Below are 23,328 nucleotides of genomic sequence, written 5' to 3' on the forward strand. Positions count from 1 at the left end.
AGTTTGGGGGCGCGCTCATCAGGCCTTGCGGCCTTCCTCGCGAGGAGCGCAAGCGATGAGCGCCCCCTTTTTCGCCCCTTAGCGTGATTGTTCGTGTTCGAACCTTTGGCGCGCGATGGCCTCGTTGCGGTCGGCCTTTTGCTGATCGGTGAGGCACGCCTCGACATAGTCAAGATGCGCGATGACAGCGGCGCGGGCAGCTTTGCCATCGCGGGCTTGAAGTGCTGCATTTATGGCGCGGTGTTGGTCCAGAAGCGCGCCGCGCGTGGTGCGCTGTTTGAACATGACTTGGCGGTTGTAGAACACGCCTTCCTGCAAAAGCTGGAACATCGAGCGCATCATGTGCAGCATGACCACGTTATGGCTGGCCTCGATGATGGCCATGTGAAACTCGGCATCCAGCTGCGCCTCGGTCTTGGGACTGCGCTTGGTGTGGGCCGCTTCCATCTTTTCGAAGACGGTCTGCACCACGCGCAGGTCGGTGTCCGAGGCCAAGCGCGCGGCGCGCTCGGCGGCCAGCCCTTCCAGATCACGGCGGAAGGCGATGTAATCGAACACGGCCTCGTCGTGGTCGGCGAAAAGCCGGATCAGGGCGGGGGAAAAGGCGCTGCCCAGGACATCGGCCACGAAGATACCTGCACCCGCGCGGCTGGAAAGCAGGCCCTTGTCTTGCAGGTCGGCCACAGCCTCGCGCAGGGAGGGGCGGGAGACCCCCAGCTTTTCGGCCAGTTCACGTTCGGACGGCAGGCGTTCGCCGGGGCGCAGGATGCCCCGGAGGATCAGCTTTTCGATCTGGCGGGTGACAGCCGTCGAGAGTTTCTCGGGCGTGACTTTTTGAAATGGCATTGGCGCGGTCCTGAACGGGGTGGCCGGGATGATAGGGGCAACTGCGACCTCGGGCAAGTTCAGCCGCTTTGCCGCCACTTGCCAAACTGTTCAGGCAAGAAGGCCTCAACCGCCGCCGTGGCGATCACCAAGGTTTCGCCGTTGTCGGGGTTGGTCACGTTTTGCCCGCCTTTGACCGCCGTGACCTTGGCTTGTCCGCGCGGCAGGGTTTTGGCCAGTGCCGCGCAATCCAGCGCCTCGGGGTCTTGCACGCCGATGGTCACCTGCACCTCCATTTGGCTGTGGCTGATGCCGATGGCCCCGAAGATGGGCAGGGTGGAATGGCGGATGGCATCCTGAATGGCGCGGGTGGCGGCCTTTTGGTAATCCATCCCGTGCAGGTCGTTGCCCATGCCCATTTCGATAATCACACGGCGGCGGATCATTGCAGGCGCTCCATGTCAAAGGCCACGGAAATGGCGGCATTGGCGATGACGGTGGGGTTGCCCTCACCTTCCGGGCGGGGGATGTCGAGGCCACCGTGGGTGGCGGTGACGGTGACTTGGCCATAGGGGAAGACCTCGGCCACGGCTGCACAATCCACGGCGTCGGGGTCTTGCACGGCCACTTCGACGTCGATCAGCATGGCGGATTTATCGAAGCCGAAAAGCTCGGCAATGTTGATGGAGTTGTGCCAGAGGGCATCTTGCACGGCGCGCTTGGCGGCTTGGGTATAGTCGCGGCGGCGCAGCGAGGTGCCCATGCCGAATTCGGTCAGGACGCGGTGTTTGGGCATCGTGGGGTTCCTTCGGTTTTCTGCGCAGTTTGCCGGGATCGGCGCGCGGGTTCAATGCGGGATCAGCAGGGCGATGACACCGACGATGATCAGGCTCAGCGCCCAGACCACATCAAGGTTGAACCAGCTTTTCTTGAGGAACTTGAGGCCCAGCCAATAGTAGACGCCCATGGCCACCGCCCCGCCCGAGGCGGCCATGGCAAGGGTGTGCAGCAGGGCCACCATCAACGCGCGGGTTGTATCCGTCGCCATGAGGGCGGCAGCGGCGCTGTGGCCTGCGTTTTGGTCAATCGTGGCGCAGATGCCAAGGTAGATCGGCACCAGCATCAGCCCCGCCCCATGCGCCATGGCCGCAAGGAAGGACCAAAGCGCCAGCCTTGTGGGCGGCACACGGGCCAGAAACCTTGGGTGGCGGCGGTTGATCAGAAGGTAAATCCCGAGGCCAATCACCAGACAGGCAGCAGCAATGCGCAATTCACGCTGCCATTCGACCAGCGTGACCATGAGCGAGAAGGGCAAAAGCACCACCACCATGGCCAGCATGTGCCCCACCGCCAGCGCCAGAAGCGCGCGGTACAGGGCCCCTGCCCGGCTTTCCATCAGTGCCGCCGACACCGCCAGCGGCCAGCCCATGCCGGGGTTGATCCCATGGTAGATGCCTGACGCGGCCACGGCCCACCACAGGGCTGCCGTCGTCGAAATATCGCCTGTCATATATGTTCTGCCCGCCCGCCCCGGGCGCATCCCGGGGCCTCATGGTTGGCCGAGAAGTCCCGGGTTACGCCCGGGACGCCGTTCAGCATGGTTCAGACAGAGGGGTAGCAGAAGCTATCGGTGGAACAATCGCCCCCCTCAAGCCGGATTTGGTGCGCGCGGTAGCCCTTGGGGAAGTTCACGTAGAAATCCTTGTCCAAGGTCAGGCCGCCGTTTTCGCCCACATGGGCCATGACCATCTGCCCGCCTTCATCGTCGGGATAGAATTGATCGTCCCACGAGGAATAGAGCGAGTTGGTCCAATAGACGCGTTTACCATCGCGGCTGATTTCCACCATCTGCGGGCCATAGGCGAAATCCTGACCGTTGGGGTGTTTTTTATCGGCCACGATGCCGCCCAGTTCGACCTTACCGGCCAGCGTGGGGTTCATCGGGTCGGAGACATCGTATTGATGCATCTCACCAGTGCCCCAGCAGGCGACGTAGAGGTATTTGTCGTCAAGCGAGAGGTCGATATCGGTAACCAGCGGCGGCACCGCCTCGAACCCTTTGAGAAGCTCGGGCAGATCATCGGCGGCGGCGGGTTGCGGCGGGATGGTGATGGTTTTCTTGGCCTCGAATGTGCCGTCATCCTTGCGCCACCATGTCCAGATGGAGCCTTCGAGGTTTGTGGTATCCACCACCACGCCGCAGAAGCCGTAATCCTTGGCCGGGTCGTGGGCGGGACGAATCTCCAACGCCATCTGGTGGTTTTCGCCCAGGTCGATGGTTTGGACGTTCTTGCGCGCGCGCAGATCCCAGAAGTGGATCGCGTGGCCATATTTGTTGGACAGAAGATCCTCAGGTACGATGCCGTTTTCAAACTGCGGCGGCAGGCCCCATTCGGAACTGACCATGTAGTTGCGCGGCAGGTTCCACCAGAAATCATAGTGTTTGTCCTGTGCCCCACGGTCCATTTCATAGCGGCCAAGGATTTCGAAGGTTTCGCAATCCATGATGAAGATGCCCGGCGGGCCATCCATGCCATCCTCGCCGCCACCACCAAGGGTGGAGACATAGATGCCTTCGGGGCCGCAGTGGATGGTATGCGGGCGGGAATAGCCGGTTTTCTCGAACACCTCTTCAGGTTCGATAACCTTGTGAATCTTGGCCTTGAGCGGCTCTTTCACGTCGATGATGTAAATCCGGCTGGAACGGATGCCGGGAATGATCAGGTAGCGGCGTTCAAGGAAAGCATGGCCAGTCAGCGGCGAGAGCGCCGAGGAACAGGCGTTCCAGCCGAAATGGTGAAACTCATCGCCTTTATGGGGCATGATCACCTGATGCAGGATTTCGCCAAAGGTTTTCGACTTGGGGTCAACATCGACCACGGCCAGACCGTCGGGTTGGCTGCCATCGGGGCTGAGCATCAAGGTGAAGGCCAGCGTTTCGGCGGGGGCCTCCATGGCCATTTTCGGGGTCGCGTGAAAGGTTGGGTCCGGTCTTAGATTCATGTGAAATTCCTCCCTGTGCGGGTGCCTTTTTTGAAATACCGACAGCACCCTGCGGCAGAGGGTCGCACATAATCAAATGTCTGACAAATGAAATCGCTCTTAAGTTGCTGGGCCTCTTAAGGTGAAAAGGCCGCCACCCTTTGCGGGGTGACGGCCCAAGCGTGAATGGAACGGACAGGTATTAATTCCAGAACCCTTCGTCGACGCCCTTCATCTCTTCCAATTCTTCTTCATTGAACTGGGTCACGAAGGCATAGCTGACGTCGTCGACGGGGACGAGTTTTGCATCATCCACGGACAGGACAACGTGTTTGTCGGCCAGACCCAAAAAACCACCCACTTCGGCGACGATACCTGTCATCTTGCCGTTCTTCGACAGGACCACATCTTCAATCTCACCGATTTGGTTCCAGTCTGAATTCACACCGTCAAAGTTGGCATTGTCCCAACCTTCGTCATTGGCTTCATCGGTGGTGTAGATCGCGCCGCCGGTGATATCGCGGGTGCGGATCAACTCGCCCTGCATATCGCTCATTTCGGCGGTTGAGACTGTCCAGTCACCGCTTGCTTCTTTGTCCATGCCTTTTTCGGCATTGGCTTGATCCATCTTTTTGGATTGTTCACCGTAATCGCCCGAGGCGTTCATCTCGGCGTTGGATTCGACTTGGGCCTTGTCGGATTTGTTGTGGTCTTCGCTTGTGGAATGGTTGTCGGCAAAGGCTGTGGTGGCGGCCAGCGCCATTGCAATCGCTGTCGTTCCAAAGAGTTTCATGACATGCCTCCTTTTCGTTTGGCTTGTGCAATCAGAACGCAATCGCCCCCCGATCCTGTTCCAGACCGGAGGGCGAAAAGACTCATGATTTGCGATGGAACGAAGGCCGCCGGATTGCGTTATGCGCGCGGCTTAGAACTCCACCCCGATTTGCGCCTTGATGCCTGAGCGGAAGGGATGCTTCACCAGTTCCATTTCGGTTACCAAGTCGGCGATTTCGATTAGGTCATCCTTGGCGTTGCGGCCTGTCAGGACGACGTGGGTCATGTGCGGTTTTTCCTCGGCGAGGAATTGAACCACCTCGTCGATATCAAGGTAGTCGTAGCGCAGGGCGATGTTGATTTCGTCCAGCAGGACCATCTTGTTGGCCTCATCCCGGATCAACTCCTTGGCCTTTTCCCATGCGGCTTGGGCCATTTCGGTATCGCGCTCGCGATCCTGGGTTTCCCAGGTGAAGCCCTCGCCCATGGTGTGGAACGAACAGGTGTCGGAAAACTTGGACAGGATCATGTCGCGTTCGCCCGTGCTCATCCCGCCCTTGATGAACTGCACCACGGCGCATTTCATGTCATGGGCGATGCAGCGGAAGATCATCCCGAAGGCGGCCGAGGATTTGCCCTTGCCCTTGCCGGTGTGGACGATGATCAGGCCTTTCTCATCGGTCTTGGTGGCCATGATCTTGTCGCGGGCGGCCTTTTTCTTGGCCATTTTCATCGCGTGGCGGTCGGGGTCGTCAGACATGAGCGCGGTTTCCTTTCACTGGAATAGACCCAAAACATAAGGCGCAATCAGGGCGGTTAGCAAGGCATTGAGGCCCATGCCGATACCTGCGAAGGCACCGGCGGTTTGATTGACCTGAAAGGCGCGGGCGGTGCCGATGCCGTGGGCGGCGACCCCCACCGAAAAGCCGCGCGCGCGCCAATCGGTGATGCGCAGGGCGTTCATCAGCGGCGTGACCACGACCGCACCGATAATCCCGGTGATGATGACAAGGGCCGCGGTGAGTGTGGGCAAACCGCCCAGTTTCTCGGCGATACCGATGGCGACGGGCGCGGTGGTGGATTTCGGCGCGAGCGAGGCCAGCGTTGCACCTTCGACGCCCAGGGCTTTGGCAATCCAGAGCGCAGACGCAACAGCAGTGACCGAGCCCACGATCAACGCGCCCGCCATGGGAAGGAGCGTACGCCGGACGTGGTGCAGGTTGCTGTAGAGCGGACCAGCAAGCGCCACAGTGGCCGGGCCAAGCATGAAATGCACGAACTGCGCGCCCTCGAAATAGGTGGCATAGGGGGTTCGCGTGGCCCAGAGCACCACGCCGAGGATCACCATGGCCAGCAGCACCGGGTTGACCAGTGGGTTGCGGCCCGAGGCGCGGAACAGGGCATCGCCGATGAGGTAAGCGATCAGCGTGGCCGTCAGCCACAAAAGCGGCCCTTCGCGCAGGTAGGACCAGATGTCGGGCAGGTCAGTCATTCCGCGCCCTCCGTACTGCCGGTCAGGCGGGCGAGGGCCACGAAAGTCAGTGCGCCTGCGACAAGCGCGATAAGAGTGCTGGCCACCAGCGCCGCTATGAGGGCAAGGCCCGAAGTGCCCAAGACCTCGACATGGCTGATGACACCGACCCCAGCGGGCACGAAGAGCAGCGACAGATGCGCAAGGATGCCTTGCGAGGTTGGCAGGATGCGTTCGGCAAGCGGCTTGCTTGCCAGGAAACTCACCAGCAAAAGCGCCATGCCGATCACCGGGCCGGGGATGGGCAGCGCCAGCAGGCGAGCCAGCACCTCCCCCACCAGTTGGGCAACGAGGATAATGGCGATGTTGAGGATCATGGGATTGGCCTTTCGCGTCATGCTCTGGGTCAGCATATGGACCGCGCAGCGAAAGGAAAGACCGCGCCCGGGGGACGCGGCCCTTTGGTTCTAAGCGTGGGCTGTGGCGCGTGGGGCGGCAGGCCGCCCGAAATGCCGCTTGTTGAGATGCAGCATCAGCCAGATCATCGCGAATTGCGAGGCCAGCGCGATGGCGGTCAGCGCCCAGAAGGCCAGCCCGAACTTGTCGATCACACCGGCTTCTACCAGCCCCTTGTTGACGAAGAAATGCATCATCACCGCGAAGGCCACACCGGGGCAGATCAGGGCATATGAGCCGGGCGAGGTTTTCTCACCGGTGACGAACTCGGACATGTACCCCTGACGCTTCAGGACCAGGAGGCCAAGCAGCAGGAACAGCACCTCGATGGTCAGCAGGCGGGCGAGAAACACCAGCGTTTCACCCGGTGTGCCGTGGGCGTCAAAGGCCACGTGCAACCCATGGTTCTGCCGCATGAAAAGAATACCCAGAACGGTGACAATCGGCACGACGACCATCAGGGTCGGCGCGGCCTCTTTCGCGGTGCCGTGGTGGAGCATGGAGTTGAAGCCGGTGATCGCGGCGACCAGCGTGTAGATGATAGCGGTGATCCCGAAGAAGGTGGAAAGCACAAGGCTGACCCCGACTGTAATGGTGTTGGTGCTCATGGCGGCAGGTGCGGCGAGGCCCACGCCAACCATCGAGATCGCGAAGGCGGGCAAGAGTTGGGCAAAGGAGTTATGAGCGGTGACGTCGAACACCCCGCCTTGGGTCAGAACCCGGCCAAGAAAATGGCCGATCAGGCGGAAGGCCCAGACCCCCAAACCTAAGAAGGCCACAAGCGCCAGCGGGAAGAGGTATTCGACGATTCCCCAAAGCCCCGGCACGAAGACCAGACCAAGGATGAAGCCGACGTTGATTGTCATGGCGGATGCCAAGGGCGCGGCCAGAAGGGTGGTTTCGCCATTGGTTTTTCGCAAATCGTTGTACGCTTGGGTCTTCATGAAGCGACGCAGGGCAGCGATATTCCAGATCAATGATTTGATATTGAGAATGGCCATCGCGGCGATACCCAGCCACGCTGTGACGATGGCCGCTTGCAATGCAGGGTTTCCGCCGCTGAAGGCCGCCATCACATCCTCGAACACCGGCACGGGGCGGCCCGGATGCGGCACCCAGAACATCAGGTACATGAAGAAGGTGACCACAAGCCCCCCTGCCCCAAGCGAGGCAAGGAAGTAGAGCGGTGAATAGGTATCGGCGGGGCGGGTTTGTGCGGGCATGGTCGCCTCCTTTCACATTCCAATTTCGGAATATATTACATTCTAAAATTGGAATGTGTATGGGGCGGAATGTCGCTGCCTGAAACTGAAGAGGGCTGGAAGGCCGTTACATGTCAAACCAAGACGAAGTCTTGAAGCGCATAGCCCTGCACAAAAAGCAGAGCGGTCAGATCACCGTGGTTCACCCGCACATCACATTGCGCGGCAACGCTTGGCTTGGCGTGTAGCGCCACGCCGGTTCCCGCGCGCCCCAGCATGCCAAGATCATTCGCGCCATCGCCCACGGCGATTACATCCGCCTCGGTGATACCCAACTGTTCCGTGACCTCTTCAAGTGCGGCCACCTTGGCCTCGCGACCAAGGATTGGGCGGGAAACGTCGCCAGTGAGGGTTCCGCTCTCTATCAACAGGGTATTGGCGCGATTCTCATGAAAGCCGAGATCGGCCGCCACCTTTTCAGTAAAGGCCGTGAACCCACCCGAGACCAGCACGCAATGCCCGCCATTGGCCCGCATCGTTGCCAAAAGGGTTTTGCCACCGGGCATATAGCTGATCCGCTCGGCCAGAACTTGGTCTATCACGGCCTCATCCAACCCTTTCAAAAGCGCCACGCGTTCAAGTAATGCACCTTCGAAATCCAACTCACCGTTCATGGCCCGCGCGGTGATCTTTTTCACGTGGTCCCCGACCCCAGCCACATCCGCCAACTCATCGATACACTCCTGCTGGATCATGGTGCTGTCCATATCGGCCAGAAGCATTCGTTTGCGCCGTCCCTCGGTGGGTTGCACGACCAGATCGACGCGCATTCCCTGAAGATCCTCCCAGACCTGCCACAGGTTTTCAGGCAAAGCCTGCAAATGAAACTCCGCTGCCTCGTCAGGCGACAGCCAAATCGCCTGAGCCCCGCCCCAAGCATTGCGCAGGGTTTCGACAAGAGCAGGCTCAAGCGCGCCCTTCGGCGCAATCAGGGTGGCGGTGAACATGAAAAACCTCGGGTTTGTAATGCACCTGCGGCATAGCGCAGGTCAGCCAAGGGTTCCAGTGGGCGGCGCGCAAACAGGGCCCACGCCGGGCCACATCTGTCCCGCAAGTTTCCGATCGTAGCCACCATGCGTCGTATTTTGCCACCGAAACGCCGCTGAATGTCATTTCTGCACTTGCGAAATTGCCGGACGGGCCGTATCCCATTCGGTGGGACACCCCTCCCCAACGAGGGGCGCTTATCTGGAAGGGTAGCAGAAATGGCTATTGAACAACCGGCAACGCGGCCGGCCAATCCGCGTTTTTCCTCTGGCCCCTGTGCCAAACCCCCCGCATTTTCGCTGGATAAACTAAGTGACGCGCCCTTGGGCCGCAGTCACCGTGCCGCCGTGGGCAAGGCCAAGCTGAAGGCCGCCATCGAAGGCACCCGCGAGGTGCTGGGCATCCCCGCCGACTATAAAATCGGCATCGTCCCCGCCTCGGACACCGGCGCCGTGGAAATGGCGATGTGGAACCTCTTGGGCGAACGTAAGGTCGAAATGCTGGCCTGGGAAAGCTTTGGCGCGGGTTGGGTTACCGACGCGGTGAAACAGCTCAAGCTGGATGCCGAGGTCAAAGAAGCCCCCTATGGCGAGATCGTGGACCTTTCCACGGTCGATACCGACAATGACGTGGTCTTCACCTGGAACGGCACCACCTCGGGCGCGCGTGTCCCGAACGGCGATTGGATCAAAGCCGACCGCCAAGGCCTGACCATCTGTGATGCCACCTCAGCGGCCTTTGCCCAGCGCCTGCCGTGGGACAAACTGGATGTCACCACCTTCTCTTGGCAGAAGGTTCTGGGCGGTGAGGCTGCGCATGGCATGATCATCCTCAGCCCCCGCGCCGTGGAGCGCCTGGAAAGCTACACCCCCGCCTGGCCCCTGCCCAAGATCTTTCGCCTGACCAAAGGCGGCAAGCTGATCGACGGTATTTTCGAAGGCGCGACCATCAACACACCTTCGATGCTGGCCGTGGAGGATTACCTGCTGGCGCTTGACTGGGCGCGCTCGGTCGGGGGCCTCGAAGGGTTGCGCGAACGCGCCTATGCCAACCTTGCCGCGGTGCAAAGCTTCGTTGCCGAAAACGATTGGCTGGCCTTCTTGGTCGATGATCCGGCAATCCGCTCGAACACCTCGGTCTGCCTGAAGTTCACCGATGAGCGCATCACCGACGGCGCGGCTTTCGCCAAGGCTATCGTCAAGCGGCTGGATACCGAAGGCGTGGCTTATGACATCGGCGCTTATCGCGATGCGCCGGCGGGCCTGCGCATCTGGTGTGGCGGCACAGTCGAAGCAGCCGACGTCGCGACCCTCATGCCCTGGATCAAATGGGCCTTTGAGGCCGAGATCGACGCGCTGAGCGAAGCCGCCTGATCCCGATTTCTTGAAAAGAAATCGGTCCGGACTTTTTTCAAAAGTCCGGGCCACGCCCCAACATTTTCTCATAAGGACCAGAAACATGGCTCCCAAAGTACTCGTCTCCGACAAGCTCTCGGAAACCGCCGTTCAAATCTTCCGCGACCGAGGCATCGACGTTGATTTCATGCCCGACCTCGGCAAGGACAAGGAAAAACTGGCCGAGGTGATCGGCCAATACGATGGCCTTGCCATTCGCTCGGCCACCAAGGTCACCCCGACGATCCTTGACGCGGCCACCAATCTCAAGGTCGTGGGCCGTGCCGGGATCGGCACCGACAACGTCGATAAAGAGGCCGCGTCGAAAAAGGGTGTGATCGTGATGAACACGCCCTTCGGCAACATGATCACCACCGCCGAACATGCCATTGCGATGATGTTCGCCGTGGCCCGTCAAATCCCCGAGGCCTCGGCCTCGACCCATGCGGGCAAATGGGAAAAATCCAAGTTCATGGGCACCGAACTGACCGGCAAGACCCTTGGCGTCATCGGCGCGGGCAACATTGGTGGCATCGTTTGTGACCGGGCCCGTGGCCTGAAGATGAAGGTCGTGGCCTATGACCCCTTCCTGGGTCAGGAAAAGGCCGACAAGATGGGCGTGGAAAAGGTGGAACTGGATGAGCTTCTGGCTCGCGCCGATTTCATCACCCTGCACGTGCCGCTGACCGATCAGACGCGCAACATCCTGTCCAAGGAAAACCTTGAGAAGACCAAGAAGGGCGTGCGCATCATCAACTGTGCCCGTGGTGGCCTTGTGGATGAAGAGGCTTTGGCCGACCTGCTGAAATCCGGCCATGTTGCGGGCGCGGGTTTTGACGTTTTCGCCGAGGAACCCGCCAAGGAAAACCCGCTGTTCAACCTGCCCAACGTGGTCTGCACCCCGCACCTTGGGGCCGCCACCACCGAGGCGCAGGAAAACGTGGCGCTGCAAGTGGCTGAGCAAATGTCGGACTATCTGCTGACCGGCGCCGTGACCAACGCGCTCAACATGCCGTCGGTGACCGCTGAAGAAGCCAAGGTCATGGGCCCGTGGATCAAACTGTCGGATCACTTGGGCAACTTCATCGGCCAGATGACCGATGAGCCGATCAAGGCGATCAACATCCTTTACGATGGTGTGGTCTCGGAAATGAACCTTGAGGCGCTGACATGCTCGGCTGTCGCGGGTATCATGAAATCGGTGAACCCCGAGGTGAACATGGTTTCCGCTCCGGTGGTGGCCAAGGAACGCGGCGTCAAGATCTCGACCACCAAGCAGGACAAGTCGGGTGCGTTCGAGGGCTATATCAAACTGACCGTGGTCACCGATAAGCGTGAACGCTCCATCGGCGGGACAGTGTTCTCGGATGGCAAGCCGCGTTTCATCCAGATCAAGGGCATCAACATCGACGCCGAGATCGGCGCGCATATGCTTTACACCACCAACAACGATGAGCCGGGCATCATCGGCACCTTGGGTCAGACCATGGGCGAGAACGGCGTCAACATCGCCAACTTTACCCTTGGCCGCTCGGCGGCGGGGGGTGAGGCCATTGCCCTGCTTTACATTGATCACAAGGTTTCGCCCGAGGCGATCAAGAACCTTGAAGCGACCGGCAAGTTCCAACAGGTCCGCGCCCTGGAATTCGACGTGGCCTAGGCCGAACCCCGCGAGAAGACCGAAACGCCGCTCCGCTTTGGGGCGGCGTTTTGCTTTTTGGGCTTGCCCCTTTCCAATCACCCCGCGACCTGCGATCACTCCCCCATGACCCAACCAATTTACGCCATTGGCGACATCCACGGCCAAAAGGCCCTGCTTGACCATGCCCTTGCCCTGATCGAGTCCGACGCCGGTCGCGAGGCGCGCGTTGTTTTTCTGGGCGACTACATTGACCGAGGCCCCGATAGCCGCGGGGTGATTGACACCTTGATCGAAGGTCAAGCGAGCGGGCGCGATTGGATTTGCCTGCGGGGCAATCACGACACCTATCTTCCGCGCTTTTTCGATGCGGGTGAGGCCTATACCAGCAAAGGCCACCCGGACCTGCCGTGGTGGGCCGAGCGGCTTGGCGGCGATGCGACCTTGGCCAGTTACGGGATCGAGATCGAGGGCAAGACCGACACCGCGATATTGAAGGAAACCCGTGCCAAGGTTCCGCCTGCGCATCGCGACTTCCTGGCCGCATGCCCATTGTACCACCGCGAGCCGGGCTTGATTTTCGTTCATGCCGGCCTGCGCCCGGGTCTGCCACCGGAAAAGCAGTCCGAAGAAGATCTGATGTGGATACGCGAGCCCTTTCTTTCGGACCCGCGCGATCATGGGGCGATCGTCGTTCATGGTCACACCGCGATCGACGCCCCCTGCCACCATGGCAATCGGGTCAACCTTGACGGCGGAACCGGTTGGGGCCGCCCACTCCATCCTGCTGTTATCGAAGATGGCAAATTCTGGATGCTTACCGCCGCCGGACGGCAACCACTCGATCCTGTCGGTTGACCCGGGGAGACACGCCGGATTTCTGTGACTGACGGTGCGTTCCGTTTGCCTTCCCACGCGCCCTGCGGATAGGCTTGGCTCGAAGCTCAGCAACAGGGAATGACCCATGACCGATATCGTGATTCTGGACGGTGCGCGCACCGCAATTGGCACTTTCGGCGGTAGCCTCGCCGGGACCCCACCAAGTCAATTGGGCGCCCATGTCGCAAAGGCCGCCATGGAGCGGTCCGGGGTCGAACCGGCGCAAGTCGGCCACGTGGTCTTTGGCCATGTCATCAACACCGAACCGCGCGACATGTACCTGTCGCGGGTTTCAGCGATGGATGCGGGCATCCCCGATATGGTGCCTGCCATGAACGTCAATCGCCTCTGCGGGTCCGGCGCGCAGGCAATTGTTTCGGCAACACAATCCCTGATGCTGGGGGATGCGGATTACGCCGTGGCGGGTGGCGCCGAGTCGATGTCCCGCTCGCCCTTCATCATCCCCGATCAACGCTGGGGGGCGAAGATGGGCGATGTCAAAACGCTCGATATGATGCTGGGTGCTTTGAACTGCCCCTTTGGCACCGGCCACATGGGGGTGACTGCCGAAAACGTGGCAACAGAGCACGAGATTTCACGAGAAGCCCAGGACGCCTTTGCCGCCGAAAGCCAAGCCCGTGCGGCCAAAGCGATAGAGGCAGGCCACTTCACGGACCAGATCGCGCCGATCGAGGTGCGTGTCAAACGCGATATGGTGCCTTTCGACACGGATGAGCACCCCAAGCCCACCACGGTCGAAACCCTTGCCGGGTTGCGCCCCGCCTTCCAGAAGGACGGCAGCGTAACCGCCGGAAACGCAAGCGGAATCAACGATGGCGCAGCGGCCATGGTGCTGGCCCGTGCCGAGGCGGCCGAGGCCGCAGGCCTCAAGCCCAAGGCCCGAATTCTGGGCTATGCGCACGCCGGTGTGCGCCCCGAGGTGATGGGCATCGGTCCGGTGCCTGCCGTGCAAAACCTGCTGGCCAAAACCGGGCTATCGGCAAGCGATTTCGATGTGATCGAAAGCAACGAGGCCTTCGCCGCACAAGCCCTTGCCGTGAACAAGGAACTCGGCCTTGATCCGGCGCGCGTCAATCCCAATGGCGGGGCCATCGCCCTTGGCCATCCTGTTGGGGCCACTGGTGCGATAATCACCCTCAAAGCGCTTTATGAACTTGAGCGCACGGGCGGCAAGCGGGCGCTTGTAACCATGTGCATCGGTGGCGGTCAGGGCATCGCATTGGCCCTCGAGCGGATGTAGCGCATCCGTACCAATAGATGACTTGCGGCTCCGGCTCCCGGGGCCGCACGACGCCCAAGACCCCGACAACCGCATTCCGTTTAAATGGTTATTCACCATAATGGCGGATTGTCCTTCCCGATGACCAAGTAAGGCACGGCGGAGGACAGGGCATGAGCCTTGCCAACAAACTATCCCAGGAGAGGCGCGCGCGTCTTGCTGCCGAGCGACTGCTGGAGCAAAAACAGGCGGAATTGCATGCCGCCAACCGTAAACTCGGGCATCATGCGCGCCAGCTTTCGGACGAGATCGTGGAAACCCGGGCCGAGGTGGAAAACGTCCGCGATGAGAATCGTCGGGTGAAATCCGACCTGACAGTTGCCAATCAAAAGGTCGAAGTGGCAGAGCGCCGTCTTTGGCATTCGATCGAGGCCATTCAAGACGGGTTCGCCTTTTTCGATGCCGACAGCCGCATGATCGCCGCGAACCATGCATGGCTATCGGTGTTCGACGGGTTGGAGGCGGTTCAACCCGGGATTTCCTATGTCGAAATCCTCCAGTTCGCGACCGAGGAAGGAATCATCGATATCGGCGACATGACCCCGGCAGCTTGGCGCGAAGAGATGCTGGATAGATGGCAAAGCCCCAACCCCGAGCCGCGTGTCATCCGCCTTTGGAGCGGCGAATACATCAAGCTCATTGATCAGCGCGGGCACGGTGGCGATGTGGTGAACCTTGCGCTCAACATCACCGACACCATCCGGTACGAGCAGCGCCTTCAAGAGGCGCGTCGCACCGCCGAGGCTGCAAACCGAGCAAAATCCACCTTCCTCGCCAATATGAGCCATGAAATCCGCACACCAATGAATGGCGTGGTGGGCATGGCCGACTTGCTCAAAGAAACCGCGTTGAGTGAGGAACAGCTGCTCTACGCCGATACCATCCGCAACTCGGGCGAAGCGCTATTGGTCATCATCAACGACGTGTTGGATTACTCAAAAATCGAGGCCGACAAGCTGACGCTTCATGCCGATACCTTCGATCTGGAACGGTCCATTCACGAGCTTGGTTTGCTGTTGCAGGCCAATGCCCGCGACAAAGGCTTGGACCTTCTGGTGGATTACGACATGTTCCTGCCCACCGAGCTGATTGGTGATCCGGGGCGTTTGCGGCAGGTACTGACCAACCTGATCGGCAACGCCGTGAAGTTCACTGAAAAAGGCCATGTGATTGTGCGGGTAACCGGGGTCACAGAAGATGGGACATGCCGTCTGCATATCACGGTTGAAGATACAGGCATCGGCATTCCAGCCGATAAGATCGAACATGTCTTTGGGGAATTCAATCAGGTTGATGATGAACGCAACCGCAAATTCGAAGGCACAGGGCTAGGCCTTGCCATCTCCAAAAAGCTCATTCACCTGATGGGCGGAAATATCTGGGTTGAATCGCAAGAGGGCGCGGGAAGCTGTTTTGGCTTTACGGTCACGCTGCCCTTGGCGGCAGGTGTTGATGTATCTGATCCGGTGGCCCCGGAAGGGCTGCGGAATTGCATGATTGTTGAGCCGCATGACTTGTGCCGTGGAATTCTGGAAAAGCAGCTTTCGGCGCTTGGCTTGATGGTGACAAGCTGCGCCACTGCCAAGGACGCCCTCGAAACGGTGACAGAAACAACTGACCTTATCCTGACCGATCACCACATGGCCGATATGGACGGTATGGAACTGACCGAAACCCTGCGATCCAGGGGACATGAAACCCCGGTCATCGTGCTTACCCCGAATGCCGGCATCGCGGCGAACGATCCGGCGCGACGGCATCTTTCGGCCGTTCTGCAAAAGCCGGTCGCGCGACAGGAACTTCTCAATGCGTTGCATGAGATCAAAGTGAACGCGCCCAAATTGAACAGCCCCTCGGAAAGGCCTTGCACCCCGCCCCAAGACGAAACCCCGGCGCCTGAGGCTGCGCGCGCCGTAAGGGTTTTGGCCGCAGAGGACAACAAGACCAACAGGCTGGTCTTTTCCAAGATGGTGCAAGCGCTCGATATTGAGCTGAAGTTCGCTGAGAACGGCGAAGAGGCCGTGCAGCTATTCCAGAGTTTCACTCCGGATGTGATCTTCATGGATATCTCCATGCCGGGCATGGATGGTAAGCAAGCAACGCAAGCCATCCGGACAATGGAAGCAGGGGGTGAAAGCCATGTGCCGATCATTGCCATGACAGCCCATGCCATGAATGGCGACGATGACGAGATACTGGCCGCAGGGCTGGATCATTATCTGACCAAACCGCTGCGCAAGGCCGATCTGGTTGAGCACATTTCCGGTGCGCAGCCCGAAGGCACGCGCGACCCCGTGGCTTGATCAGTCGTCTGCGGCGCGGACGAAAACGGGTTTGTCGGCCTCGGACATGTCCGGACGGTACTGATAACCGCCAGTGTCGAACTCGGTCAGGGCCTGCGCATCGGTCAGACGGTGCTGAATGATATAGCGCGCCATCGCCCCGCGGGCCTTCTTGGCATAGAAGCTGACGATCTTGGGGCCGCCGGGTTTTTCTTCCATGAACACCGGCGTGATCACCCGCAGGCCTAACGCCTCGAGGTCCACGGCCCCGAAATATTCCTGACTGGCGCAATTGACGAGGGTGTCGGTGTTGAGCTCTTCGGCCTGCGCCTTGAGTGCCTTTGCAATCTTGTCGCCCCAAAAGTCATAGAGCGTTTTACCCTTTTCGGTTTTGAGGCGGCTGCCCATTTCAAGGCGGTAGGGCTGGATCGCGTCCAGCGGGCGCAAGACGCCGTAAAGTCCTGACAGAATACGAAAATGCTCCTGCGCCCAAGCCATTTCATCAGCATCAAGCGAGGCCGCTTCAAGCCCTTGGTAGGTGTCCCCGGCAAAGGCAAGTGCGGCGGGTTTTTCCTCCATCTCGCCAAATTCGTTGAACCGTTCGCGGTTCAGCTTGGCCAGATTTTCACTGATCTTCATCAGCTTTTGCAGGTCGTCCACCGATAGGCCCTGCGCCACTTGGGCCAGATCATTGGCCTCAGCCTGAAAGGCGGGGCGAGTGGCCTCAATCCCCTCGATCGGGTCCATGTTCATTTTCTTGGCAGGTGAGACAACAACAAGCATTCCGATATCCCCAAATTCAGCGTTGCGGGTGATTTAGTCCGCCGCTTGCAAAACGTCCAGAAACGCCGGGCCAAAGCGTTCGGCGCGGCGTTCGCCAAGGATACGCGTCAGGCTGTCCAGATCGCCGGGGCGGCTACTGGCCACCTTGGCCAGAAGCGACGCAGAACAGCTGAGCGGTTTGTCGATCCCACCTTCGCCGCGTGCCAGATCGGCCTGCACCTCAAGCAGTTGATCGTAGAGTGAGCCGGCCGCTCGGCCCGCCAGCTTGCGGCGGGTGGGGTGCATGGCCTCGGCCTCGCCATTGATGACCGACAGAAAATCATCGCCGTATTTCTCAAGTTTCTTGGCCCCTACACCGCCAATGCGGGCCATGTCATCAAGGCTATTGGGGCGTTTCTCGGCCATTTCGATCAGCGTGCGGTCATTGAAGACCACATAGGCCGGCACCTTGGCGGCCTCGGCCAAGGCGCGGCGTTTGGCCTTGAGCGCGGAAAGCAGCGGCGCGTCTTCATCCGAGACAAGCGCCTTGGCGGCGGGGCGGCGGGTTTTGGGAACAAGTGTGTCACGGCGCAGGGTGATCGCCTCCTGATCGCGCAGGATCGGCAGGGCCTTGTCGGTCATCCGCAGGGCGCCATGCCTTTCGGGATCGGGGCGCACAAGGTCATGCCCCATCATCTGCCGGAATACCCCTTGCCAGTTGCGCCGCTCCAACTCACGGCCCACGCCGAAGGTAGGCAATTGATCGTGCCCGCGCGCCTGCACCTTCTCGGTGGCGTTACCGATGAGGATATCGATGAGATGCCCCGCGCCAAACCGCTCCTCGGTCCGTAGGATCGCCGAGAGGGCCTTGCGCACGGCTTGGGTGCCGTCGAAGGTTTCCGGCGGGGTATCGCAGAGGTCACAATTGCCGCAGGGCGCAGCCTCCTCCCCGAAATACCGCAAAAGGGTGGCGCGGCGACATTCAAGCGCCTCGGCCAGACCCAGCAAAGCGTTCAATCGCCCGTGATCTGCCATACGCCGTTCGGGTGGGGCGAGGCCTTCGTCAATCTGGCTACGGCGAAGGCGGATGTCGTCTGGGCCGAAAAGCGTGAGGGTTTCGGCCGGCGCGCCATCCCGCCCCGCGCGGCCGATTTCCTGATAATAGGCCTCGATCGACTTGGGCAAATCGGCATGCGCCACCCAGCGGATATCGGGCTTGTCCACACCCATGCCAAAGGCCACGGTGGCCACCACGATCAACCCGTCCTCGGTGCTAAACCGCCCTTCGACATGGCGGCGGTCATCGGCCTCCATCCCGCCGTGGTAGTGGCAGGCGTTATGCCCTGCCTCACGCAGGGCGGCGGCAAGGCTTTCGGTCTTGGCACGGGTGCCGCAATAAACGATCCCCGACTGCCCTTTGCGCGCCGCCAAAAATTCGAGAATTTGCCGACGGGGGCTGTCCTTGGGGGCAAAGGCAAGGTGAATATTGGGGCGGTCAAACCCTTCAAGAAACGTTGGAGGCGCGACTCCATCAAAAAGTTTCTCGACGATCTCGTCACGAGTCTCGGCATCCGCCGTGGCGGTGAAGGCTGCCAAGGGCACATTCAGCGCGCGCCGCAACTCCCCGATGCGCAGGTAATCGGGCCGGAAATCATGGCCCCATTGGCTGACGCAATGGGCCTCGTCCACGGCAATGAGCGAAACGCCGATGCGGCGCAACATTCCGATGGCGGATCCTGCTGCCAGACGTTCTGGCGCGATATAGAGCAGCTTCAATCGCCCGCCTTCAAGCGAGGACCAGACCGCCTGGGTCTCTTCATCGGTATTGCCCGATGTCAGGGCGCCAGCCTCGACGCCGGCTTCGCGCAAGGCGCGCACCTGATCCCGCATCAAGGCAATCAAGGGTGAAATGACCACGGTCACCCCATCGCGCATCAAGGCGGGAAGCTGGAAGCAAAGAGATTTTCCGCCGCCCGTCGGCATGATCGCCAGCGTGTTACAGCCTTGGTGGATGGTGTGCACGATCTCTTCCTGCCCGGGGCGGAAGGATTCGTAGCCGAAAACGTCGCGCAATAGCGTGGCAGCGCTCTGCATGAGAAAGCCCGTAAGATTTTATTTGTCTGCTCTTACGGGTGACTTTTTCACACTAAGATTCGGTAAACAAGGCCCCGGTCAGTAAAAGGCAGCCGCATTGTTCATCAGAATGATGCGCACCGCGTAAACCGCGATCAAGGCCACCAGAGGGGCAAGGTCTATACCGGACATGGGCGGCAGGATGCGCCGTATGGGGGCATAGATCGGCTCAAGAATTCGGTTCAAGCCATACCAGATTTGCGCAACGAACTGTTGATGCAGGTTGAGCACCTGAAAATTGATCAGCCAACTCATGATCACATGCGCGATGATGAAGAACCACAGCACATCAAGCAAAAGCATCAGGATCTGGAAAAGCGACTGCATTGGCATCGTCCTCTGGTGTTCAAACAGCCCAAGACCTAAGCGCAGGCTCTGCAAAGCGCAAGCCTGACGCGGGGTTGTGGTTGACCTTCGGGCATGCAGCCCCGACAACCCCGCCCAAAGGAGGGCCACCCATGTACCCTGTCGTTCGTCTGATTTGGCAGATGTTCAAGCATCGCAAGGACACGCTGCTTGGCGTGACCGATACACATGTGTCGCGGCATATGTGCCTGCCTTGGGACATTGATCTTTGGATGGAACTCAACAATGGGCGCACCCTCACGCTGTTTGATATGGGGCGTATTCCGCTGGCCCATCGGGTTGGCCTGATTGCCGCGCTCAAGCGCCGCAAATGGGGGCTGACGGTGGCCGGGGTCTCGGTGCGCTATCGCCGCCGCATCCGTATGTTTGAAACGATCGAAATGCGGTCGCGCGCCGTGTGGTGGGACGACAAGTTCGTCTATATCGAACAATCCATGTGGAAGACATCGGGCGAATGCGCCAATCACATCCTGCTGCGCACGGCGGTGACGGGCAAATCGGGGATTGTTCCGCCTGAGGAGGTGATGGCCGAAGTAGGGCAAAACGTGACACGCCCCGATGCGCCGGAATGGGTCAGCGCTTGGACCGCCGCCGAGGCCAAGCGCCCTTGGCCCCCGATGCAGGAATGACTTGCCTCTGCCGGGGATAGCCTGTCTTATCGGCCCAAGACCAAGGGGCGGGTGAGCATGTCCGAGATTTCTGCAAAAAAACGCATCTGGGGCTGGTATGCCTTCGATTGGGCCAGTCAGCCTTATCACACCCTGCTGGTCACCTTTGTTTTCGGCCCTTTTTTCGCCCTTGTGGCGAAAGAGCATTACCTGTCGCTCGGTCAGGATACGGAGGCCGCCAAGGCGAGTGCTCAAAGCCTGTGGTCCTTGGGGTTGACCATTACCGGATTGATCATCGGTTTTGGTGCGCCGTTTTTTGGTGCGCTTGCGGATACGGCCGGCAAGCGCCTGCCCTGGATCGTGGGTTTCTCGGCGCTCTATGTGATCGGGGCGTCGGGGATATGGTTCATGCTGCCCGATGGCTCCAACCTGATGTGGGGCCTTGTGATGTTCGGGATCGGGTTCATCGGGGCTGAATACGCGTTGATATTTATCAACTCGCAACTGCCATCGCTTGGACAAACCGATGAAGTGGGGCAGCTTTCCGGCTCGGGTTTTGCCATTGGCTATATCGGCGGTCTGGTGGCTCTTGCGATCATGCTTCTGTTTTTCACCGAACAGCCCAGTGGCAAAACCCTGATCGGGCTGGACCCGGCCCTTGGTCTGGATGCAGCGCAAAATGAGGGCACCCGCTTTGTCGGGCCATTCGTGGGCCTATGGTACGCTGTCTTCATGGTACCCTACTTCCTTTGGGTGCGCGACATTGGCCCGCCCGCCCAGGGGCGCGGTGTGGGCGATGCCCTACGCCTTTTGGGCCGATCCGTGAAAGCCTTGAAGCGGCGGGTCAGCCTGACCTCCTACCTTGTGTCGTCGATGTTCTATCGTGACGCTCTCAATGGGCTTTATACCTTCGGTGGGTTCTACGCGAACCTGGTTCTTGGGTGGAGCATTGTGTCGATTGGTATCTTCGGCATTGTCGGCGGTATCTCCGCCGCGCTCTTCAGCTGGCTGGGGGGCAAAGCGGACAAGCGCTTTGGGCCCAAGCCTGTAGTCCTTGTGGCCATATGGGGTTTGATGCTGGTTTGCGTAACGGTCGTGGGTATGGACCGTGAGCAGATTTGGGGCATTGCCCTGCCAGATGGGTCTGCCCTGCCGGATGCAATTTTCTTTGGCTGCGGGGTGCTTATCGGAGGTTTCGGTGGCACGCTGCAAGCGGCCAGCCGATCCCTCATGGTGCGCCATACCGACCCCAAGGCCCCGACCGAAAGTTTTGGCCTCTACGGCCTGTCGGGGCGTGCCACGGCCTTTATCGCGCCGGCACTGATCGGGGTTGCCACGACGATGAGCGGCAGCGCGCGAATTGGGGTGTCGCCATTGATTATTCTTTTCCTGATTGGCTTGCTGCTGCTACGCTGGGTCAAGGCAGAAGGAGATCGTGAGACATGGGCCGTACCCTCACAGTAATCGCATTAACCTTGGGTTTGTCGGCCTGTGGCAGCTCGGCGCCAGAGGTTAACAGTACCGCGCAAGAAGTCGTTTCAACGCAGAATATTCCGGCATCCATGCGCGGGGTGCATGCCAAGCAATTGTTTGGAAGCCATAAAAATTCTTCCCGCCAAAGCGCGGCACCGTTTGGCGGCTATGCCAAGGGCTGCATGGCCGGGGGCGTGCAATTGGCCGAAACCGGGCCGACGTGGCAGGCCATGCGCCTGAGCCGGAACCGGAACTGGGGCCATCCGGAAACCATTGATTTCATTCAGAAACTCTCGCGCTTCGCGGCCACGCAACCGGGTTGGAACGGGCTTTATATCGGGGACATCAGCCAGCCGCGCGGGGGGCCGATGCTTTCGGGGCATCGCAGCCATCAGATTGGGATGGATATCGACATCTGGATGCGGCCTGCGGATCGGTTGAACCTGAGCAGGTCCGAGCGTGAGGGCATCTCGTCGATCTCGATGAGGCGGGCTAAGGGTGCGTATACAAACGATAAATGGACGCGGGCGCATCACGAAATCATCAAGGCCGCCGCCAAGGATTCGCGCACGGCGCGCATTTTCGTGTTTCCGGGGGCCAAGGTGCAGATGTGCAATGACGAGAAGGGCGATCGCGCGTGGCTGAGAAAGATCAGACCATGGTGGGGGCACCATTATCATTTCCATGTGCGGCTGAAATGTCCTGATAATGCAAGGGGTTGCGTGAATCAGAGCCCGCCGCCTGCCGGGGATGGCTGTGCCGATGCGCAGCAGTGGGTGAAAAACATCCTCAACCCGCCGCCGCCCGACCCCAATGCGCCCAAGCCGAAGCCGCGCCGCGAGCTGACCATGGCGGACCTGCCGGGCCAATGCGTTGCGGTCCTGCAATCAGAGTGAACCCATATCTGGAGAAAAAAATTGCGCCTTCCACTGTATTTTGTTTTGACAACTACGAAATCTGTGGCAGGCTGTGGATAAGTTCAACAACTGAAAGGAGGTGGTCCAGTGTCTATAAAGGGATTGGAGAGAGGTGTCGGAACAGTCAGGGGAGGCACCGTCTGAGGCAGCCCTCGGGCGTATGACCACCCGGATTGGCATGGCCTAACCGCCCCGCCTCCGTTAACCTTTAGAGGGCCGTTTCGTTCACCGAAACGGCCCTTTGAATTTCGTACGAGTCGTACGCTGACCCCCCGAGTTTCGTACGAAAATCCGCACCCAGCCAGAGGGCATCGTACGAGTCGTACGAAACGCCGCAAAAAGAGCCCATGAAAGTTAACGACCAGATCACCATCGAAGACTGGGAACTGACCGAACAGTTCATCCGCGCCTCGGGCCCCGGCGGGCAGAACGTCAACAAGGTGTCGACGGCGGTGGAACTACGGTTCGAGGCGGAGCGGTCCCCCAACCTGCCCGATGCGGTGAAACGAGGCCTGCGCCGTGTGGCGGGGCGACGGTGGACCAAGGACGGCGCAGTGGTGATCCAGGTGGAGGAAACCCGCAGTCAGGCCCGCAACCGCGAGATCGCGCGGGACCGTCTGGCCGAGTTGATCCGCAAAGCCTGCGAAAAACCCAAACGCCGCATCCCGACACGCCCCACCTTGGGGTCAAAGAAACGCCGGTTGAAGGCGAAGAAGGTGCGCGGGGAGGTGAAGGCGCTTAGGGGGAAAGTGGATGGGGAGGAGTGAGGGCGATTGAAGCGAGTACCAAGAATTGGTACATTGTGGGCAAAGGAGACA

At 60.1% G+C, this 23,328-nt stretch carries 23 protein-coding genes; 9 read left to right on the forward strand and 14 right to left on the reverse strand.

What is annotated here, in order from left to right; genetic code table 11:
• Window positions 1–78 precede the first annotated feature (78 nt).
• The 11 genes from QZ498_RS00255 to serB form a co-directional block, all read right to left on the reverse strand.
• On the reverse strand, window positions 79–846 hold the full coding sequence (locus tag QZ498_RS00255; protein WP_294619030.1) for a FadR/GntR family transcriptional regulator: 768 nt from the start codon (window positions 844–846) through the stop codon (window positions 79–81).
• A 59-nt stretch (window positions 847–905) separates the two neighbouring features.
• Window positions 906–1,271, reverse strand: a complete 366-nt coding sequence (locus QZ498_RS00260; RefSeq protein WP_294619031.1) for a Lin0512 family protein — start codon at window positions 1,269–1,271, stop codon at window positions 906–908.
• Entirely contained in the window at window positions 1,268–1,621 is a 354-nt protein-coding gene (locus QZ498_RS00265) for a Lin0512 family protein (protein ID WP_294619032.1), read from the reverse strand. The genes QZ498_RS00260 and QZ498_RS00265 overlap by 4 nt, the downstream gene beginning before the upstream one ends.
• Before the next feature lie 51 nt (window positions 1,622–1,672).
• Window positions 1,673–2,335: a hypothetical protein gene (locus QZ498_RS00270; protein WP_294619033.1), complete on the reverse strand. Its 663-nt coding sequence runs from the start codon at window positions 2,333–2,335 to the stop codon at window positions 1,673–1,675.
• 92 nt (window positions 2,336–2,427) lie between these two features.
• Window positions 2,428–3,828 (reverse strand): selenium-binding protein SBP56-related protein, encoded by a 1,401-nt coding sequence (locus tag QZ498_RS00275; RefSeq protein WP_294619034.1) that lies wholly within the window; start codon window positions 3,826–3,828, stop codon window positions 2,428–2,430.
• Between the two features lie 181 nt (window positions 3,829–4,009).
• Complete coding sequence (locus tag QZ498_RS00280) at window positions 4,010–4,600, reverse strand: PRC-barrel domain-containing protein (protein ID WP_294619035.1); 591 nt, start codon at window positions 4,598–4,600, stop codon at window positions 4,010–4,012.
• Window positions 4,601–4,732: 132 nt separating this feature from the next.
• On the reverse strand, window positions 4,733–5,341 hold the full coding sequence (gene cobO / locus QZ498_RS00285; RefSeq protein WP_294619036.1) for a cob(I)yrinic acid a,c-diamide adenosyltransferase: 609 nt from the start codon (window positions 5,339–5,341) through the stop codon (window positions 4,733–4,735).
• A gap of 15 nt (window positions 5,342–5,356) precedes the next feature.
• A complete protein-coding gene (locus QZ498_RS00290; protein ID WP_294619037.1) occupies window positions 5,357–6,073 on the reverse strand; it encodes an LrgB family protein in 717 nt (238 codons plus the stop codon).
• Complete coding sequence (locus tag QZ498_RS00295) at window positions 6,070–6,429, reverse strand: CidA/LrgA family protein (protein WP_294619038.1); 360 nt, start codon at window positions 6,427–6,429, stop codon at window positions 6,070–6,072. The genes QZ498_RS00290 and QZ498_RS00295 overlap by 4 nt, the downstream gene beginning before the upstream one ends.
• 90 nt (window positions 6,430–6,519) lie before the next feature.
• The gene (locus QZ498_RS00300; protein ID WP_294619039.1) at window positions 6,520–7,731 is read right to left on the reverse strand and encodes a hypothetical protein; all 1,212 of its coding nucleotides are present in this window, start codon (window positions 7,729–7,731) and stop codon (window positions 6,520–6,522) included.
• A gap of 113 nt (window positions 7,732–7,844) precedes the next feature.
• Window positions 7,845–8,717, reverse strand: a complete 873-nt coding sequence (gene serB, locus QZ498_RS00305; RefSeq protein WP_294619041.1) for a phosphoserine phosphatase SerB — start codon at window positions 8,715–8,717, stop codon at window positions 7,845–7,847.
• Between the two features lie 258 nt (window positions 8,718–8,975).
• Here serB and QZ498_RS00310 point away from each other — a divergent pair, with 258 nt between their 5' ends.
• The 5 genes from QZ498_RS00310 to QZ498_RS00330 all read left to right on the forward strand — a co-directional run bounded on the left by QZ498_RS00310 (window position 8,976) and on the right by QZ498_RS00330 (window position 16,272).
• A complete protein-coding gene (locus tag QZ498_RS00310; RefSeq protein ID WP_294619043.1) occupies window positions 8,976–10,130 on the forward strand; it encodes a phosphoserine transaminase in 1,155 nt (384 codons plus the stop codon).
• Window positions 10,131–10,215: 85 nt separating this feature from the next.
• The gene (gene serA / locus QZ498_RS00315) at window positions 10,216–11,811 is read left to right on the forward strand and encodes a phosphoglycerate dehydrogenase (RefSeq protein WP_294619045.1); all 1,596 of its coding nucleotides are present in this window, start codon (window positions 10,216–10,218) and stop codon (window positions 11,809–11,811) included.
• A gap of 105 nt (window positions 11,812–11,916) precedes the next feature.
• On the forward strand, window positions 11,917–12,648 hold the full coding sequence (locus QZ498_RS00320; protein WP_294619047.1) for a metallophosphoesterase family protein: 732 nt from the start codon (window positions 11,917–11,919) through the stop codon (window positions 12,646–12,648).
• A 106-nt stretch (window positions 12,649–12,754) separates the two neighbouring features.
• Window positions 12,755–13,930 carry an acetyl-CoA C-acyltransferase family protein gene (locus QZ498_RS00325; protein WP_294619048.1) on the forward strand — a complete coding sequence of 392 codons (1,176 nt, stop codon included), beginning with the start codon at window positions 12,755–12,757 and terminating at the stop codon, window positions 13,928–13,930.
• Window positions 13,931–14,082: 152 nt separating this feature from the next.
• Window positions 14,083–16,272, forward strand: a complete 2,190-nt coding sequence (locus tag QZ498_RS00330) for a response regulator (RefSeq protein WP_294619049.1) — start codon at window positions 14,083–14,085, stop codon at window positions 16,270–16,272.
• On the opposite strand, the gene yaaA is transcribed toward QZ498_RS00330, so the two are convergent.
• The 3 genes from yaaA to QZ498_RS00345 form a co-directional block, all read right to left on the reverse strand.
• The gene (yaaA, locus tag QZ498_RS00335; RefSeq protein WP_294619051.1) at window positions 16,273–17,034 is read right to left on the reverse strand and encodes a peroxide stress protein YaaA; all 762 of its coding nucleotides are present in this window, start codon (window positions 17,032–17,034) and stop codon (window positions 16,273–16,275) included.
• A gap of 33 nt (window positions 17,035–17,067) precedes the next feature.
• Window positions 17,068–19,107, reverse strand: coding sequence for a DNA helicase RecQ (recQ, locus tag QZ498_RS00340; protein ID WP_294619053.1), 2,040 nt, complete (start codon window positions 19,105–19,107; stop codon window positions 17,068–17,070).
• 78 nt (window positions 19,108–19,185) lie between these two features.
• On the reverse strand, window positions 19,186–19,473 hold the full coding sequence (locus tag QZ498_RS00345; RefSeq protein WP_294619055.1) for a YggT family protein: 288 nt from the start codon (window positions 19,471–19,473) through the stop codon (window positions 19,186–19,188).
• A gap of 131 nt (window positions 19,474–19,604) precedes the next feature.
• Between QZ498_RS00345 and QZ498_RS00350 the strand changes: the two genes are divergently transcribed.
• The 4 genes from QZ498_RS00350 (at window position 19,605) to arfB (ending at window position 23,277) form a co-directional block, all read left to right on the forward strand.
• Entirely contained in the window at window positions 19,605–20,141 is a 537-nt protein-coding gene (locus tag QZ498_RS00350) for an acyl-CoA thioesterase (protein ID WP_294619057.1), read from the forward strand.
• Between the two features lie 57 nt (window positions 20,142–20,198).
• A complete protein-coding gene (locus tag QZ498_RS00355) occupies window positions 20,199–21,584 on the forward strand; it encodes an MFS transporter (protein ID WP_294619059.1) in 1,386 nt (461 codons plus the stop codon).
• Window positions 21,563–22,489 (forward strand): penicillin-insensitive murein endopeptidase, encoded by a 927-nt coding sequence (mepA, locus tag QZ498_RS00360; protein WP_294619061.1) that lies wholly within the window; start codon window positions 21,563–21,565, stop codon window positions 22,487–22,489. Before QZ498_RS00355 ends, mepA begins: the two co-directional genes overlap by 22 nt.
• A 368-nt stretch (window positions 22,490–22,857) precedes the next feature.
• Window positions 22,858–23,277, forward strand: coding sequence for an alternative ribosome rescue aminoacyl-tRNA hydrolase ArfB (gene arfB, locus QZ498_RS00365; RefSeq protein ID WP_294619063.1), 420 nt, complete (start codon window positions 22,858–22,860; stop codon window positions 23,275–23,277).
• Window positions 23,278–23,328: the final 51 nt, after the last annotated feature.

The sequence above is a fragment of the uncultured Roseovarius sp. genome (assembly GCF_913057115.1).
In the GTDB taxonomy this organism is placed as follows: Bacteria; Pseudomonadota; Alphaproteobacteria; order Rhodobacterales; family Rhodobacteraceae; genus Roseovarius.